The sequence below is a fragment of the Arthrobacter sp. zg-Y750 genome, from assembly GCF_020907365.1.
Taxonomy (GTDB): Bacteria; Actinomycetota; Actinomycetes; order Actinomycetales; family Micrococcaceae; genus Arthrobacter_B.
Genome location: NZ_JAJJOC010000007.1, coordinates 1 through 16,308, shown reverse-complemented (window position 1 = coordinate 16,308; position 16,308 = coordinate 1). Strand labels below are relative to the sequence as shown.

Genomic DNA, 16,308 nt, shown 5'->3' with positions numbered 1-16,308 from the left:
CGTGAGTACGCACTCCCTCGATCCGGATCCCGGCAACGCCCTGGGCGGACCGGGTTTCCTCAGCACATTTCCTTCCGTGTCCGTCCTGGAAGAGGACCGCAAGCGGGTCAGCACCGACCGCTCCGGGTATGTCCCCGAGTCGCTGCCGGACGGCGTGGTGTTCGCCCGGACCGCCGACGACGTCGTCACCACCCTTCAGCTGGCCACCCGGCACCGGATTCCCGTGGTGCCCCGCGGTGCCGGCACCGGTTTGGCAGCCGCATCCTCCGCCCGGGCCGGTGAACTGGTGCTGGATGTCTCCGGCATGAACCGGATCCTGCGGATTGACCCGGAAGAGCAGTTGGCCGTGGTGGAACCGGGAGTCCTGAACGCAGACCTCAACGCCGCGGCCGCCGAATACGGGCTGTTCTACGCCCCGGATCCGGCCAGCACGGCCATCTGCAGCATCGGCGGGAACATTGCCACCAACGCCGGCGGCATGCGCTGCGCCAAGTACGGCGTCACCCGCGAATCGGTGCTGGCCCTGCGCGTTATCCTGGCCGACGGACGGGAGCTGCGGACCGGCCGTGAAACCATAAAAGGGGTCAGCGGCTATGACCTGAATGCCCTGATGATCGGCTCGGAGGGAACGCTCGGGGTGGTGGTGGAAGCAACCCTGCGGTTGCGCCCGATGCCGGTGCACACTGCCACCGTGGCCGCGTTCTTCCCCGACGTCACGGCCGCCGCGCGGGCTGCATCCGCCGTCGTCGCCGCCCGCATCCAGCCCTCGGTGATGGAACTGATGGACGGGCCCACGCTGGAGGCGGTGGACATGGCCATGGGCACCGACTACCGCGCCAAGGGCGGAGCGTTCCTGCTGGTGCAGACCGACGGGTACGGCGCGTTCCTGGAGCAGGACGTGGTGATGGACGTTGTGTCGCCGCTGGGCAGCTGCGAGAAGGCGGTGGATGACGAGCACGCCGCGGCCCTGATAACCGCGCGGCGCGAAGCGATTCCGTCGCTGGAGAAGCTGGGACGGGTGTCCATCGGGGACATTGGGGTGCCCCGCGGCAAGCTGGCCGAGGTGGTGGGCGGGCTGGAAGAGATCTCCGCGCGCACGGGGGTGCGGATCTTCACTATCGCGCACGCCTCGGACGGCAACCTGCACCCGATGATCGTGACGGACCCCGAAGAATCGGTCACCGCCGGACCGGCCAAGGCGGCGCTGGGGGAGATGTTCTACCTGGCGCACCGGCTGGGCGGTACCTTGACCGGGGAACACGGCGTCGGGCTGTTGAAACGGGACTGGCTGGAAGACGAGCTGGGCGGAACCTCGCTGGAGGTCATGAACACCCTCCGCGCCGCACTGGATCCGCTGGGCATCCTCAACCCGGGCAAGGCCATCTGAGAGTTCCCGCCGTTTTCGGTGGCGCCCGCGGCCCCGGCTGCCTAGTCTGTGGGCACCGTTCCCGCCCCGCTAGGAGAAGCCATGCGCCGCCTGCCACTGGTCACCGTTGCCGACAAACTGGAAAACGCCGGCTGGCTGGATCCCGCCGCCTCCTGGGTGGCCCGCTCCGTGCGGACCGTGCTGCCCACAGGGGTGAAGGACGTGCTGCACGGCGTCCCGCTGGGCCACCCGCTGCACCCGCTGATGATCGTAGTGCCGTTGGGCGCCTGGGTGTCCGCCGCTGTGCTGGATGTGCTGCCCGGCAACGAGCGGGCCGCCCGGACACTGATAGGAGTGGGCGTGTTGTCCGCCGCTCCCACTGCGCTCGCCGGAGCCGCGGACTTCGCCGAGTTGGATACTGAGCAGCAGCGCACCGGGGTGGTGCACCAGCTCTCCAACATCCTGGCCCTCGGACTCTATTCAGGTTCCTGGCTGGCCCGGTTCCGCGGTAGCCAGGGACTGGGCCGGGCCCTGGGTTTTGCCGGCCTGACGAGCACGATGATCGGTGGGTTCCTCGGTGGGCACCTGTCCTACCGGCAGGGTGCCGGGGTGAACCGCAACGATGACCTGCCCGAAGAGGTATCGCCCGGATGGCATTCCCTGGGCCCGGTGGACTCCTTTGCCTCCGGCACACCGCAGCGGGCAAGGCTGGGGGAGGTGGACCTGATGGTGCTGAAGCGGACCGACGGCGCCGCCGACGGTTCCATTTCCGTGTTGGCCGACACCTGCAGCCACCTCGGCGGACCGCTGCATGAGGGGGAACTGCGCCAGGAGAAGGGCCAGCTGTGCATCATCTGCCCCTGGCACGGCAGCACCTTCGCCGTGCAGAGCGGCGAAGTGGTGCACGGGCCGGCCACGGCGCCGCAGCCCTGCTTTGCCACCCGCGTCCGTGACGGGCTGCTGGAAGTGAATCTGAACGGATAAGCGCCTGCCCCTCCCGCGCGGGCCGCGACACTCCTAGCCTAGGGTTACGGCCCCGCCCGGGTCCGTAAGGCAGGCACCGCAGGGAGGAACCCGCTAATGCGTACCACCACACTGGGAACCAACGGACCCGAGGTCGGCGTGATCGGCCTGGGCTGCATGGGCATGAGCTACGCCTATGACATGGAAGCCAAACGGGAGGAGGAAACCTCCATTTCGGTGATCCGCGGCGCCATTGAACTCGGCGCCACCTTGATCGATACGGCGGATGTGTACGGTCCCTACACGAACGAGGAACTGGTGGGCCGGGCCCTGAAGGACGGCTACCGGGAGCGGGCCGTGCTTTCCACCAAGGTTGGCCTGGAGGTCAGCAACGCGGCCCCGGCGGCGGGGACCATGCCCGGGTTGGTGAAGAACGGCAGCCCCGACCATATCCGCCAGTCCATCGACGCCAGCCTCCGCCGGCTGGGTACGGACCACGTGGACCTGTACATCCTGCACCGGGTGGATCCGGAGGTGCCGCTGGAAGATTCCTGGGGTGCCATGGCGCAGACGGTCCGGGACGGCAAAGCCCGCGCCATCGGCATTTCGGAGGCCAGCGTGGAGGAGATTAAGCGGGCGCAGTCGGTGCATCCGGTCACCGCGGTGCAGTCCGAACTGTCGCTGTGGACCCGGGACAGGCTGGCCGACGTCGTGCCCTACTGCGTGGAGAACGGGCTCGCGTTCCTGCCGTTTTCCCCGCTGGGCCGCGGGTTCCTCACCGGGCGGTTCACCTCCTTTGACCAGCTCCCGCCGGATGACATGCGCCGCCGTCTTCCGCGCTTCCAGCAGGAGAACCTGATGGCGAACCTGGCCATTGTGCAGCGGGTGCGCGACGTCGCTGAACGGGTGGGCGCGACGCCGGCCCAGGTGGCGCTGGCGTGGGTGGTGGCCCAGGGACAGCGGGTCATCCCCATCCCGGGGACCAAAACACCCAAATACCTGCGCGACAACGTCGCGGCCGGGGATTTGGTGCTCAGCGACGAGGACCTGGCGATGCTGGACAACGCCCCGCAGCCGGAGGGCAGCCGGTACTAGCGGGACGGCCGGAACCGTTTGCACCGAGTGCAAACGTGCACGTAGTGTAGTAAGCGTGCTGAACAGTGTTCCGTCGGAAGACCGCCGCAAGGCGCTAAAAGACCGCCACCGGCAGGCCATTGTGGCAGCCGCGGCGGCGCTGATGCATGAGCGGCAGAGCACCGATTTCACCGTGGACGAGCTGGCCCAGGCCGCCGATGTTTCGCGCCGCACAGTGTTCAACCACTTCTCCTCAGTCCGCGACATTGTGTCGGAAGTGTGCAGTGACGTCCTCAGTTCCGCAGTGGAGAGCCTGATCGCCGTCCCGGCCTCCGACGTCGGACGCCCGGCCATGTTCGACGAAATTGCCGAGGCGTTCCGAGCAGCGGACCTGGTGGCGCCCATGGCGTATCTGACCCGGCTGCTGGGAGACGGGCCCATTCCTGCTCCGGCCCAGACGCAGGCACACCCGATTGCCTTGCGGGCGTTCACCGAACTGAGCGAACGGCTCTCCGCGGCTATGCTCGGCCGGTATCCGGAAGCCAACAAGCTGGGCGTGGACCTGCTGGTCGGTGCCCTCACCAGCGGTCTGGGCGTGCTGTACCACCACTGGCACTGCGCCACCGGAGCCGTGGATACCCCCGAATCCCGCCGCGTCTGGGCAGAACTGCTGGACGCGCTGCTTGAAAAGGTGCGCTCCGGCTATGTCCGGGACCCGGCCTCCCCCAAATCACTCCACCCGTAGTTCCCAACCCACCATAAAAGGACAGACCCTCAAATGGCTGAATTCCTCTACCGCCTCGGAGCCGCGGCCGCCCGCCGCGCGAAAACCGTGCTTGCGGCATGGATCGGAGTGCTTGTGGTTGCCGGAGGAGCTTTTATGCTCTTCGGCGGCACGCTTGCCACCGGCTTCTCCATCCCGGACACCCCCACCACGCAGGTCACCAACCACCTGCAGGAGAAACTCCCGCAGGCTTCCGGCGGCTCCGGCTCCGTGGTGGTCAGCACCGAGGACGGCTCGGCCTTCACGGATGCCCAGAAGCAGGACATCTCGGCACTGATCACCGAGGCTGCGGACATTGACGGCGTGGAAACCGTCGTGGACCCGTTCAGCACCGAAGCGGACCGCGCCGCCCAGGCCCAGCAGCTGCAGTCCGGCCAGGCACAGGTCGACGCCGGCCGCACCCAGATCGAGCAGGGGCGGGCCCAGCTCGAGGACGGCCAGGCCCAGCTCGACGCCGCCCGGCAGCAGGCCGAAGCAGCCGGTGCCCCCGCCGAAATGCTGGCGCAGCTGGACGCTCAGCAGGCCACGCTGGACGCCAGCCGCGCCGAGCTTGATGCCAAGAGCGCAGAACTGGAAGCCGGTGCCGCCCAGGCCGAACAGGGTGCTGCCCTGTTGGACGCGGCCGCCGAAATCCGCACTGTGTCCGAGGACGGCAGCGCGGCAGTGGTCAACGTTGTCTTCAGCGAGACCCAGATGGAGGTCGAGCAGGAAACCAAGGACGCTATCGTAGCGGCCTTCGAAGATGAGCCCGTCGACGGCGTGCAGGTGGACTTCTCATCCGAGGTTTCCGCCGGTGTGCCCAGCATCCTGGGTGTGGGCGAGGTGGTTGGCCTGGTGGTCGCCGCGGTTGTGCTGGTGGTTATGCTGGGCACCTTCATCGGTGCCGGCCTGCCGCTGGTGACCGCGCTGATCGGCGTGGGCGTTGGCGCCGCCGGTGCGCTGGCTTTCTCCGGCGTCGTCGAAATGGCGTCCGTGACCCCCATCCTGGGCGTTATGCTCGGCCTGGCCGTGGGCATCGACTATGCCCTGTTCATCGTCAACCGGCACCGCCGCCAGTTGAAGGCCGGTTATGCGCTGGAGGAATCCATCGCCCTGGCCAACGGCACCTCCGGCAACGCCGTGGTGTTCGCCGGAACCACCGTGTTCATCGCCCTGCTGGCCCTGAACATCACCGGCATCCCCTTCCTGGGCCTGATGGGCACCGTGGGCGCGGCCTGCGTGGCCATTGCCGTGCTGGTGGCCACCACGCTTACTCCGGCACTGCTCAAGCTGGCCGGCCGGAAGATCCTCAGCCGCAAGGAGCGGGCCGCGGCGGAGAAGGACCACGGTGCCTCCGCTTCGGCCGGCAAGCCGGAAAGCATCCCGGTGAAGCAGATGTCCACGCTGCGTGCGGTACTCACCGTGGTGCTGTCCATCGCGGGGCTGCTGGTCATCGCCATTCCGTCGCTGGACCTGCGCACCAACCTGCCCGACGGTTCCTCCGAGGCCCACGACTCCAGCCAGTACCGGGCCTACGAAACGGTCTCGCAGAAGTTCGGCGAGGGCCAGAACGGTTCACTGCTGGTGGTTGCGGACCTTCCCGGCAACCCCACCGAGGAAGAATCCGCGGCGGCGCAGGCCGAGATTGCGCAGAAGCTCTTCGACCAGGATGACGTAGTGGCCGTGGCCCCCGTCGGCTCTTCCGAGGACCGCACCGTCACTGCCTTCCAGGTGATTCCCGCCGAAGGCCCCACCAGCGAATCCACCGAGGAACTGGTGCACACCCTGCGGGACCTGTCCCCGCTGGAGACCGAAAACGGGGACGTGGAGCTGGGTGTGGCCGGCACTGCCAGCGGCAACATCGACATCTCCGAGAAGCTGTCCCAGGCCCTGCCGATCTACCTGGGCGTAGTGGTGGGCCTGTCCCTGCTGATCCTGATCCTGGTCTTCCGGTCCATCTTCGTTCCGGTCATCGCGACGCTGGGCTTCATCCTGTCCTACTTCGCCGCGATCGGCGGCGTGGTGGCCATCTACCAGTGGGGCTGGCTCGCCGGCGTCTTCGGCGTGGAAACCCCGGGCCCGGTACTGAACTTCCTGCCGACCATCCTGGTGGGCATCCTGTTCGGCCTGGCCATGGACTACATGCTGTTCCTGGGCACCGGCATGCGCGAGGCCTACGTCCACGGCTCGCCGGCCCGGGTGGCCGTGATGCAGGGCTTCCGCAACGGACGCTCGGTGGTGACGGCTGCGGCCATCATCATGGTGTCCGTGTTCGGCGGCTTCATCTTCTCGCACAGCACCATGATCCGGCCCATCGGCTTCGCCCTGGCCTTCGGTGTCCTGGTGGACGCCTTCGTGGTGCGGATGCTGCTGATTCCGGCCCTGATGCACCTGGCCGGAGACAAGGCCTGGTGGCTGCCGAAGTGGCTGGACAAGATCCTGCCGGACGTCGACGTCGAGGGCGCGTCCCTGGAACGCCGCCATCCGCACGCGGAGGACCAGCCGGCGTCGGACAACGTCGAGGCGCACGCGCGCAGCTAGCCTTCTACGGATAGCCAAAACGGCAGGTGCCGCTTCCCCAAAAAAGGGGGAGCGGCGCCTGCCGTTTGTGTTGGAGTGCTGCCCGCTGGGCTAGACCGCGGTGTGCGTGTCCGTCCCGGCAGCACTGGCTGGTGCCGTGTCCGCCGCCGTGTCCGGGGCCGTGTCCGGAACTGCGTTCGGAGCCTTGCGGGTCAGCAGCAGGTAGGACGCCGCGGCCAGGACCAGGAAGCCGAACATGGCCGCACCCATCGGCACGCCGGTTTCCTCACCCCATAGGCCCACCAGCGGGGAGGCAAGGGCGGCGAGCAGGAACTGCAGGGAGCCAAGGAAGGCCGAACCGGTGCCGGCGTGGTGCCCTGCCTCCTCCAGCGCCAGCACGGTGGCGTTACCGAAGACCATGCCCATTGAGCCCTGGAACACGGCGAACAGCACCAGGGTGGGAACCATGGGTGTGCCATTGGCAACGGTGATGAGCATTCCGGCGGCGGCCAGGAGTCCCACAGCCAGGCCGATGCTGATCATGGTGCGGTAGGGCGCCTTGCCGGCCAGCGCGGCGGCCACGGCGCTAACGATGGTGATGGCTACGGCGTTCATGGCGAAGATCAGCGAGAACCGGGTTTCGGACAGGCCGAGGATGTTCTGCACCACGAACGGTGATGCGGCAATGTAGGCGAAGAGCCCGGCGAAGGAGAAGCAGAAGGTCAGCAGGTAGCCGGTGTAGTTGCGGTTGCGCAGCACGATGCCGGCCACCTTGAAGGTGGTCTTGAGGCCGCCGCGGTTCCGATCGGCGTCATCCAGCGTTTCCCGAACACCGAACAGTGCACCCAGGAACATCAGCAGCACGAGGATGGACAGGACCCAGAACACGGTCCGCCAGCTGCCGGCGGACAGGATGGCGCCGCCCGCCAGCGGGCCCACCACAGGTGCGATGACGCTGATCATGGTCAGCACGCCCAGCAGTTTCGCGGCGGCCGGGCCGCGGGAAGTGTCGGAGACAATGGCACGGGCCAGCACAATACCGGCCGCACCGCCCAGGCCCTGCAGGAAGCGGGCCGCTGTGAGGATTTCCACGTTCGGTGCCAGGGCACAGACCACTGTGGCCAGCAGGGCAACGAAGGAACCGATCAGCAGGGGCTTGCGGCGGCCGACACCGTCCGAGAGCGGGCCGATGAGCAGCTGGCCCAGGGCCAGGCCCACCAGGAAGGCCGTCATGGTGAGCTGGATGCCGGTGGCCGTGGTGTCCAGATCCTGTGCCATGTGAGGGAAGGCCGGCAGGTACATGTCGATGGACAGCGGCGCCACTGCGGTCAGCAGGGCGAGGATTCCCGTCAGCAGTGCGCCGTTGGAGCGCTTGGCGGGTGGAGCGGGGAGCGGAGAGCTCGTCATGGAGGGGTCTTTCTTTCTAAACCGTCAGAATGCCGAACGAGCATAACATATGTCAACATATATATGTAAGTATATGCGCTAGGATGGTCAGCATGAGTATCGACGGCGTGCCCGAGGCGCAGCGCTCCGTGGCCGACCTGCTCCGGGACCTTGCATGGAACATCCACCGCAGGGCGCCGGAGATCACCGGAATTGATCCGCTGCCGGCCACCGAACTGGCCCTGCTGAAGCATGTGCTGGACGCACCGGGTCTCACGGTCACGGAAGTGGCGCGGCTCATGGGGCTGAAGCAAAGCAACGCCAGCGCCGCAGTGCGTACCCTGACCGAGCGGGGTCTGCTCACCCGGTCCAGCAGCCCGACCGACCGGCGTGTCAGCCACTTGGTGCCCACCGAGGAGGCCCGCGCACAGAATGAAGCCATCGCCGCGGCCTGGTCCGGGCCCGTCCGTGCAGCCCTCGAGCAGCTGGACGGCAAACAGAAGGCAGCGCTGGAGGCTGCCTCGGAATCGCTGGGCGCGTTGAACCGGTTGCTTCAGGCCAAGGGGTAGCCGGGTACGCCACCGGCATCTAGGCTTCACGCCATGGCTATCGCTCGCTATCCCACCACTGTCCTTGACTGCCCCGACGCAGTTGCCCTTGCCACCTTCTACGGCGCCCTCCTCGACTGGAAGGTGAACCTGCACGAGGATGAGCCCTACGACAACTGGACCGAAATTTCCGACGTCACCGGGCAGCGCTACTGCTTCCAGCAGGTGGAGAATTACACTCCGCCGGTCTGGCCGGAGCAGGACATCCCGCAGCAGATGCACATTGACGTGGATGTGGATGACCTGGATGAGGCCGAGGCGGCGGTGCTCCTGCTCGGGGCCACCAAGCATACGCACCAGCCCGGCACCAGCTTCCGGGTGTTCCTGGATCCGGCCGGGCATCCGTTCTGCCTCTGCCAGGCCTAGCTCCTCACCTTCTGCTGCCGGTTTAGGCATTTGCTGCCGGTTTGAACCGGCAGCAAAAGCGCAAACCGGCCGCAAATCCGGTTAGCGCGCGGCGCTGTGCGCGGCCAGCCGGGCAAACGCGCCGTCTGCGGCCCGCAGCTCAGCCGGGGTGCCGCGCTCCACGATCCGCCCGGCGTCGAGCACCACCACCTGGTCCGCGTTTTCCACGGTGGAGAGCCGGTGGGCGATGGTCAGCGTGGTCCGCCCGGCGGAGAGGTGTTCCAGCGCCGCCTGCACCTGCGCCTCGGTGGTGTTGTCCAGGGCGGAGGTGGCCTCGTCCAGCACCAGCACCGGCGGATTGCGCAGGATGGTGCGGGCAATGGCCAGCCGCTGCTGCTCGCCGCCGGAGAAGCGGTGCCCGCGGGCGCCCACCATGGTGTCCAGGCCCTCGGGCAGGGCACCGACCGTGTCCGCCATCCGGGCAGCGGCCAGGGCGGACCAGAGCTGCTCGTCGCCGGCGTCCGGATCAGCCAGCAGCAGGTTCTCGCGCACCGAGGCGTGGATCAGGTAGCTCTCCTGGGAGACGACGCCGACAATCCGGGCCAGGTCTTCGGGGGCTATTTCGCGCACGTCCACGCCGTCAATGAGAACCGTGCCTGAGCTGGTGTCATTCAGCCTCGGCAGCAGCGAGGCCAGCGTGCTTTTGCCGGAGCCGGTGGCGCCGACGACGGCGGTGGCTGTTCCGGCCGGAAGGATCATGTTGATGTTCCGCAGGACGTCCGCGCCGTCGTCGTACGCGAAGCGCACGTCCTCGAACCGGACCTCGCCGCGCACTGCGGCCGGATCCAGCCGGACCGGGTTGGCTGCGGGGCGGATCTGCGGCACCAGGTCCAGGTACTCAAAGATCCGGCTGAAGAACGCCAGGGCGGTCACCCACTGCACGCCGATGTTCAGCAGGCCCATCACCGGGCGGAAGATGGCGCCCTGCAGGCCGGTGAACGCCACCAGGGTGCCGATGGTCATCCCGCCGCTGGTGGCGGGGAAGCCGGCGGCCAGGTAGATGACTGCGGGGATGGCGGCGAAGACAATCTGCATGGTGGCCATCCGCCAGCGCCCGGCCAGCTGGCTGCGCAGCTCCAGGCCTACGAGCTTGTCCGAGCGGTCGCGGAAGCGGGCTGCGTCTCGCGGGATGGTGCCCAGGGTCTTGGCCAGCCGCACGCCGGAGACCGAGAGGCCTTCCTCCACCTGCGTGTGCAGGGCGGCGAGTTCGCGCTGGCGTTCGTCGGTGACTTCGCGGCGGATTTTCGCCACCCGGCGCGAGAGCCAGATGGCCGGCGGCAGCACCACCAGGGAGATCAGGCTCAGCCCGGGGGAGAGAGCCACCATGGCGACGGCGGTGGCGACCGCCGTCGTGAGGTTGGAGGCCACGCCCGTGGCGGTGGTGGTGACCACGGACTGCATGCCGGAGATGTCGTGTGTGAGCCGGGACTGCACTTCACCGCCGCGGGTGCGGGTGAAAAAGCCCAGCGACTGGGCCTGCAGGTGGGTGAACAGATCCACGCGCAGGGTGTGCATCACCCGTTGGCCCATGCTGGTGGCCATCCAGGTCTGCACCACGCCGATGGCTGCGGTCACGGCGGCCACGGCCACCATCGAGGCGGTGAGGAGGGCGAGCAAGCGGATGTTTTGCTGCGGCAGCGCATTGTCAATCACGCCGCGGACCAGGAACGGCTGGGCCAGGTTCACCATGGAGGAGGCGCTGATGAGCAGCACCACGACGGCGATGGTCCCCTTGTGCGGGGCGAAGAGCGCGGCGATGCGGCGCAGGGAGACGGGGTGCTGGTTCAGTTGCTTCCGGTCCGCCGGGTTGAGTTTTGCGGGGCCGCGGCCGCCGCCTGGTCCGCCGCCGGGCCTGCCTTCTCCTGCTGGGCTGCGGGGTCCGCCGGAGCGGTCGGTATCGAGTCCGGGTATAGCCATGGGGTCCTCCTATGCTGCCGGGATCGTACGCGGCAGCTATTGCAGAGGTTACCTCACTATGTGGTTACCGCAAAATGGGTAGACTGGTGCCATGACTGATGCTCGCGCCGATCCGGCCGCCCTGGGAGAACTGATGCACGGTGCATTCCGCGGGCTGCGCAAACGGTGGATGCTCCAGCTCGCCCCGTTTGAGCTGACGCCGCACCAGTTCCGGGCGCTGAATGTTGTGGGCCGGGCCGGGGAAAGTGCGGGGGGCCCCGGCGGCGGCGGGCCGGACGGCGGCGGGCCGGGGCTGCGGTTGAAGGAGCTGGCCGAGCGGCTGCATATTGCGCCGCGTTCAGCCACCGAGGTGGTGGACCAGCTTGCTGCCAAGGGGCTGGTGGAACGCAGCGCCCACCCCGCGGACCGGCGGGCCACGCTGCTCACACTGACCGGGGAGGGGGAAAAGCTGCGGGAGAAGGTGTTGGCGGACCGCAAACGCGAGGCCGACGAGTTCTTCTCCGTGCTGGAACCGCAGGATAGGGCCGAGCTGGCGAGGATCCTGGGGGAACTGACCGGCGGCGTACCGACGCAGCGGTAGCGGGCGGCCGGACTGGGGGGGCACCCGCACAGGAGGCATCCCGGAGTGAAATTTGTCATATCTTGCGGGGAACCCGAGCTGCCACTGAGGATGGCGTGGAAAGATCAGTAGGCTGTGGGACGTAGAGACCCCTACAGACTTGCGGTGCGGTTAATCACAACCACCCCGCGCGAAGAGGGCTTCGCCTGAGAAACGAAGCCCTCTTCGTAAAGCCTGCATCCCGGTCAGACCGGGATATTCGAGCATTGGCCCGGCGAGCACGTGCCCACTTCATGCAAATGCATGAATTTTTTTATCCACCGATGCTCTGTTACATTTCCAGCGGAGAGTCAAATGCGTTTCTCAGGCGCATCTCCGGCACCGGCAATCTCACCGGTGGTTTATGAATCAACACAAAGGTCTCTACCTCCATGCGTAAAGCAACCCGTATTTTACTTACCCTCGGCGTATCAGCTGCCCTGCTGAGCACTTCTGCCATTCCCGCTTCGGCAGCTGAGGATGGTTCCTCGGCCACCATCGAGGTTCAGGGCGGAATCCTCGGAATTAACGTTGTCCAGGCCCTTGAATCCACGGAACTGAAGCCCGGCACGCCCGCAACCTTCGCTGTTCCCGGCGTCGCGGTGGCCGATGACCGCGCCGTCCTCGGCAGCTGGAGCGTTTCGGTGTCCTTGAGCGATTTCAAAACTGAGGTTGCCGGGGCGAAGCCGATCCCGGCCGCCGGCGCCACCTATTCAGCCGCAGAAGAAAGCCTTACGCACACGGGTACTATCGAATCGCTTGTCTCGGCTCCCGTCACCCTGGCTGGCGACAGCGAATCAACCAGGGCGGAAGACGCCGTACTGGCGTCGGGCGTCCGCGGCAACAATACGGCTGAATGGAATGCCACCCTTAGTGTCCCGGTTCCCGATGACGCCTTGGCTGGAACATACAAGGCAACTCTGACCCACTCGGTCCTTTAGCGCGGCTGTCGTCCCGGGAGGCCCGGCTTTCCGGGACGACACCACTTTTGCGATTGGCCGGCTAACCCGCGGCCGCCGTTTTCCGGCGCTATTCCCAGCGCTGTATTCGCTTTTTCACGCCGTATTTTTTTGCCTGCCAGGGGTCTTTTTTTGCGTACCTTATATAGCGGTTTACTTGCCGCGCTTTTCCTGTTCGCCCCCGCCACGGCGTCATATGCCGCAGATACTCCCCCGGCCGGGGGAATCGGCATCCGGCTGGTCGACATTCCCGAGGCCAGCCAGGCGGATCCGAGGGCTCGGTCCTACATAGTGGATAACCTTCCGCCCGGAACAACTGTTAAGCGCCGGGTCGAGGTGCAGAACAGCTCCACCGAACGGCAGTCCATTGCGCTTTATGTCTCGGCCGCCGAGGTAAGGGACGGCTCCTTCACCGGGTTGGCGCGGGAGGACCGGAACGAACTCACCGGATGGATCGAGACGGATACGCCGGTGGTGGACCTTGCGGCAGGTGAGAGTGCCCAGGCTGTGGTGGAGATTGCGGTGCCGGGCGACGCACCCGAGGGTGAGCAGTTTGCCGTCCTGTGGGCGGAGGTTCGGTCCGCGCCTGCACCCGATACCCAGGTGGTCACGGCCAGCAGGGTTGGTATCCGCGTCTACCTCTCCGTAGGTGCCGGCAATGGGCCGCCCGCTGCCTTCACCGCGGGCTCCCTGCAGCCAGGACAAAACGTGGACGGCGTCCGCCGGATCACCGCCGAGGTGAACAACACCGGCGGACGCACAATCGACGTGCAGGGGAACCTGACACTTAGCGCCGGGCCGGGCGGTCTCTCGGCCGGCCCCGTTTCCCTGGACGGTATGGTCACCATCCCCCCGGGAGGATCTGCGCCGGTGACGGTCACCCTGGATCCGGAGTTGCCCTCCGGCTCCTGGCACGCCCAACTGAACCTGAAGAGCGGGCTGGCCACGGCCCAGGCCGAGGCGGATCTGACGTTCAACGGCACCGAGGCGGTTCCACCGGCCGAACCGGGGAACGGTCCGGTCCTTGCTGCCGCGGTGGCGGCTGCCGTTCTCCTGGTTGCCGGCATGTTCATTTGGCTCTACCGACGCAGGCGTTCCGGAGGGACCCCCCGGCGCCCGTAAGCCCCGGTTGGATCCCGGGCTCTACTGCAGGACATGGGAATACGTCAGGTTTTCGGAAGGCAGGCTGAAAGTGAACACGGAAAAGGTTCTTTACCGTAACAACGTGAAGGTTTTGGGACCCGCGGAGGGCCCCGCGCTTGTGCTGGTGCAGGGATTCGGGTGCGACCAGGTGATCTGGGACCGGATGCTGCCGGAGTTTACGGACAAGTACAAAGTGGTCCTGTTCGACCACGTGGGCACCGGCGGCGCCGATCCCACCGCCTACGACGCAGTGAAGTATGCAGCATTGGCCGGCTACCTGAGCGATCTGGAGGAGGTTTTGGCCGCCCTTGATCTCCAGGACGCTACTATCGTGGGCCACAGTATTGCCGGCACCATGGCACTGGCCGCTGCGGTGGACAATCCGCGGATCGGACGGCTGGTCCTGCTTTGCACCTCGCCCGGTTACCTGAACGACGGCGAATATGCGGGCGGGCTGGACCCGCAGGACATAGACATGGTCCTGGATGCGACGGAGGCCAACTATCCCTTGTGGGCCACGGCTGCGGCTGTGGAAATGTCCGGGACACCTGCCGGATCCCCGGTGCGCTCGGAACTGGCCGACCGGTTTTGCCGCCTGGATCCCGAATACGTCCGGGACTTCCTGCGGATGTCCTTCACTACGGACATCCGGCATCTTCTGCCCCTGGTCCACACACCGGCATTAATCCTGCAGACGCCCCTGGACCCGTTGACCCCGGGCACGGCAACGCAGCACCTGCGCGATCATCTTCCAGGCAGCACTTTTGCATTGCTGGAAGGCCGTGGAAGCATGCCGCACGTCAGCTCTCCCGGCGCAACTGCACGGGCCATCCTGAAGTACCTGGGCGAGGTCCACGGTGGCTAGGACACTGCGGAAAACCGCCACAACGCGTAAATCCGCGCGCCTGCGGAAAAATGCCGGGCCCCGGGGAGCGGAAACAACTCCCGACTATGCGGCACATTTCCATGAGGCACCCTCCGGCTACCTCATCCTGTCACCGGATGGAGCAATCCTCGACGTCAACGAAACATTTGCCGGCTGGACCGGGCACCGGCGGGAAAAACTTCTCGGCGGCAACGTCGCGGAGCTAATGCCCAGAGCAGTTCAGGTGGTGTTCGCCTCCTACGTGGTACCGCAATTGGCAGTGGCCGGAAGCGTCAACGAACTGGTAGCGGATCTGCTCTGCAAGGACGGAGAATACCTCTCCGTCCTCCTTTCCGCCGTACGGTCCACCCGGCCGGACGGCGGAACAATAGACCGCGTCACCGTGGTCAAGGCCTCTGCCCGCCGGATCAGGGAACGTGAGCTTGTGGATGCCCTGGAAAAGGCGGAGGCCGCAGAAGCAGCCCGCGCAGAGGTTGAGGCGGAACTGCGGGAAAAACAGCGGGCGTTGGAGGCAAAGAACCGGCTCCTGCAGGAGGGCCTGGCTGAGAAAACCACGGAAAACGCTCTGCTGGAAACGGTGCTGAATGCTGCTGATACGGGTCTGCTGGCCGTTGATGCCCAAGGGAACGCAGTGCTGTCAAACGACTATCTGTCTTCCATCTGGCCGTCGGCTGCGGGGGTGCCCCTTGGCCACAAGCCGGACCAGGTCTTGGCTGCGGACCGCGTGACGCCCCTGCCGAAGGCGGAAAGCCCCGTCCTCCGGGCTTCCTCGGGTAAAGCCTTTACGGATCAGCAGCTGTGGCTAGGTACCGGGGACAAGCAAATCGCAGTGAGTGTTTCGGCCAGCCCCATCAAAGCCAACGGTGCGTTCTCCGGATCGGTTTTAGCGGTCCACGAGGTCACACGGTTGGCCCGTGCCGTCGCCGCGCAGGAGGAATTCGCCGCCAACCTTTCGCACGAGCTGAGGACGCCGCTGACCTCGATTATGGGATACCTAGATCTGGTGCTGGAGGACAGCAGGCTGGCACCCCACCTGCGCGGCGCGCTGGATGTTGCGGTGCGCAATTCTGAACGCCTCTTCGCGACGGTTTCCGGCATGGTGGCCGTGCCTTCGGAAACCAGCAAACCGCAGCGCCGCCCGGTGAACCTTGCGGATGCCGTCCGCGCGGGTATCACCTCAGCCCGTTCAAAGAACCGCCAAGTCGATTTCCTCACGGATGTCCCGGTCTCCACTGTGGTGGATGTTGATCCGCAGAAGCTTTCCCAGGTGGTGGGCAACCTGCTGGTCAGTGCGGTGCAGGCTTCGCCGGCGGGCGGAACCGTGTATGTGCATCTGTGGCAGCAAGGGCAGACTGTCTGCCTTCGGATTGCCGATACCGGCATGGGATCCGGCGAGGCCGAACAGGAAAAGGCTGCACCGAAGTTCGCGCGTTCCCGCCGTGCCCTTGCTTCGGTTACTCCGGGGGCAGGATTGGCGGCAGCCAAGAGCATCATCGAAGAGCATGGAGGAGACCTGACCTTCGTCAATAATCCCGGGGAGGGGACCGTTTACCGGGTCAACCTTCCGGTCAGCGCGGAGATTGCCGCCCTCAACCGGTAAACCGGTCCGCCGCATAGGCCCGCGCCCGGGCGGCGCCGCCTTCGGGAACAGCAGTGGGGGGGCCCCCCCACGGGTGGGGGCCCCGCGGGGCGAGGGTTGCGGAACCGACCGGGGCGGCGC

General features: G+C 66.6%; 14 protein-coding genes. 12 read left to right on the top strand and 2 right to left on the bottom strand.

Annotated elements, in window-relative coordinates; genetic code table 11:
• Position 1: 1 nt before the first annotated feature.
• The 5 genes from LOC57_RS04325 (at position 2) to LOC57_RS04305 (ending at position 6,707) form a co-directional block, all read left to right on the top strand.
• Complete coding sequence (locus LOC57_RS04325; protein WP_331460633.1) at positions 2-1,387, top strand: FAD-binding oxidoreductase; 1,386 nt, start codon at positions 2-4, stop codon at positions 1,385-1,387.
• 81 nt (positions 1,388-1,468) lie between these two features.
• Positions 1,469-2,350: a Rieske 2Fe-2S domain-containing protein gene (locus LOC57_RS04320; protein WP_227925797.1), complete on the top strand. Its 882-nt coding sequence runs from the start codon at positions 1,469-1,471 to the stop codon at positions 2,348-2,350.
• 96 nt (positions 2,351-2,446) lie between these two features.
• Positions 2,447-3,424 (top strand): aldo/keto reductase, encoded by a 978-nt coding sequence (locus LOC57_RS04315; protein ID WP_227912080.1) that lies wholly within the window; start codon positions 2,447-2,449, stop codon positions 3,422-3,424.
• A gap of 55 nt (positions 3,425-3,479) precedes the next feature.
• Complete coding sequence (locus LOC57_RS04310) at positions 3,480-4,148, top strand: TetR/AcrR family transcriptional regulator (RefSeq protein WP_227912079.1); 669 nt, start codon at positions 3,480-3,482, stop codon at positions 4,146-4,148.
• A 33-nt stretch (positions 4,149-4,181) separates the two neighbouring features.
• Positions 4,182-6,707: an MMPL family transporter gene (locus LOC57_RS04305; protein ID WP_229958374.1), complete on the top strand. Its 2,526-nt coding sequence runs from the start codon at positions 4,182-4,184 to the stop codon at positions 6,705-6,707.
• Positions 6,708-6,797: 90 nt separating this feature from the next.
• Here LOC57_RS04305 and LOC57_RS04300 read toward each other — a convergent pair whose 3' ends face one another.
• Positions 6,798-8,093, bottom strand: coding sequence for a multidrug effflux MFS transporter (locus LOC57_RS04300; protein WP_229958372.1), 1,296 nt, complete (start codon positions 8,091-8,093; stop codon positions 6,798-6,800).
• Between the two features lie 92 nt (positions 8,094-8,185).
• Between LOC57_RS04300 and LOC57_RS04295 the strand changes: the two genes are divergently transcribed.
• A complete protein-coding gene (locus LOC57_RS04295; RefSeq protein WP_229958370.1) occupies positions 8,186-8,641 on the top strand; it encodes a MarR family winged helix-turn-helix transcriptional regulator in 456 nt (151 codons plus the stop codon).
• Positions 8,642-8,674: 33 nt separating this feature from the next.
• Complete coding sequence (locus LOC57_RS04290; RefSeq protein ID WP_227925789.1) at positions 8,675-9,046, top strand: VOC family protein; 372 nt, start codon at positions 8,675-8,677, stop codon at positions 9,044-9,046.
• Between the two features lie 81 nt (positions 9,047-9,127).
• On the opposite strand, the gene LOC57_RS04285 is transcribed toward LOC57_RS04290, so the two are convergent.
• Complete coding sequence (locus LOC57_RS04285; protein WP_227912071.1) at positions 9,128-11,002, bottom strand: ABC transporter ATP-binding protein; 1,875 nt, start codon at positions 11,000-11,002, stop codon at positions 9,128-9,130.
• Positions 11,003-11,093: 91 nt separating this feature from the next.
• Between LOC57_RS04285 and LOC57_RS04280 the strand changes: the two genes are divergently transcribed.
• The 5 genes from LOC57_RS04280 (at position 11,094) to LOC57_RS04260 (ending at position 16,188) form a co-directional block, all read left to right on the top strand.
• Entirely contained in the window at positions 11,094-11,582 is a 489-nt protein-coding gene (locus LOC57_RS04280; protein WP_229958367.1) for a MarR family winged helix-turn-helix transcriptional regulator, read from the top strand.
• Between the two features lie 410 nt (positions 11,583-11,992).
• Positions 11,993-12,541, top strand: coding sequence for a WxL domain-containing protein (locus tag LOC57_RS04275; RefSeq protein ID WP_229958365.1), 549 nt, complete (start codon positions 11,993-11,995; stop codon positions 12,539-12,541).
• A gap of 150 nt (positions 12,542-12,691) precedes the next feature.
• On the top strand, positions 12,692-13,681 hold the full coding sequence (locus LOC57_RS04270) for a hypothetical protein (RefSeq protein ID WP_229958363.1): 990 nt from the start codon (positions 12,692-12,694) through the stop codon (positions 13,679-13,681).
• 103 nt (positions 13,682-13,784) lie between these two features.
• Positions 13,785-14,567 carry an alpha/beta fold hydrolase gene (locus tag LOC57_RS04265; RefSeq protein ID WP_229958361.1) on the top strand — a complete coding sequence of 261 codons (783 nt, stop codon included), beginning with the start codon at positions 13,785-13,787 and terminating at the stop codon, positions 14,565-14,567.
• Positions 14,560-16,188: a sensor histidine kinase gene (locus LOC57_RS04260; protein WP_229958359.1), complete on the top strand. Its 1,629-nt coding sequence runs from the start codon at positions 14,560-14,562 to the stop codon at positions 16,186-16,188. Before LOC57_RS04265 ends, LOC57_RS04260 begins: the two co-directional genes overlap by 8 nt.
• Positions 16,189-16,308 lie beyond the last annotated feature (120 nt).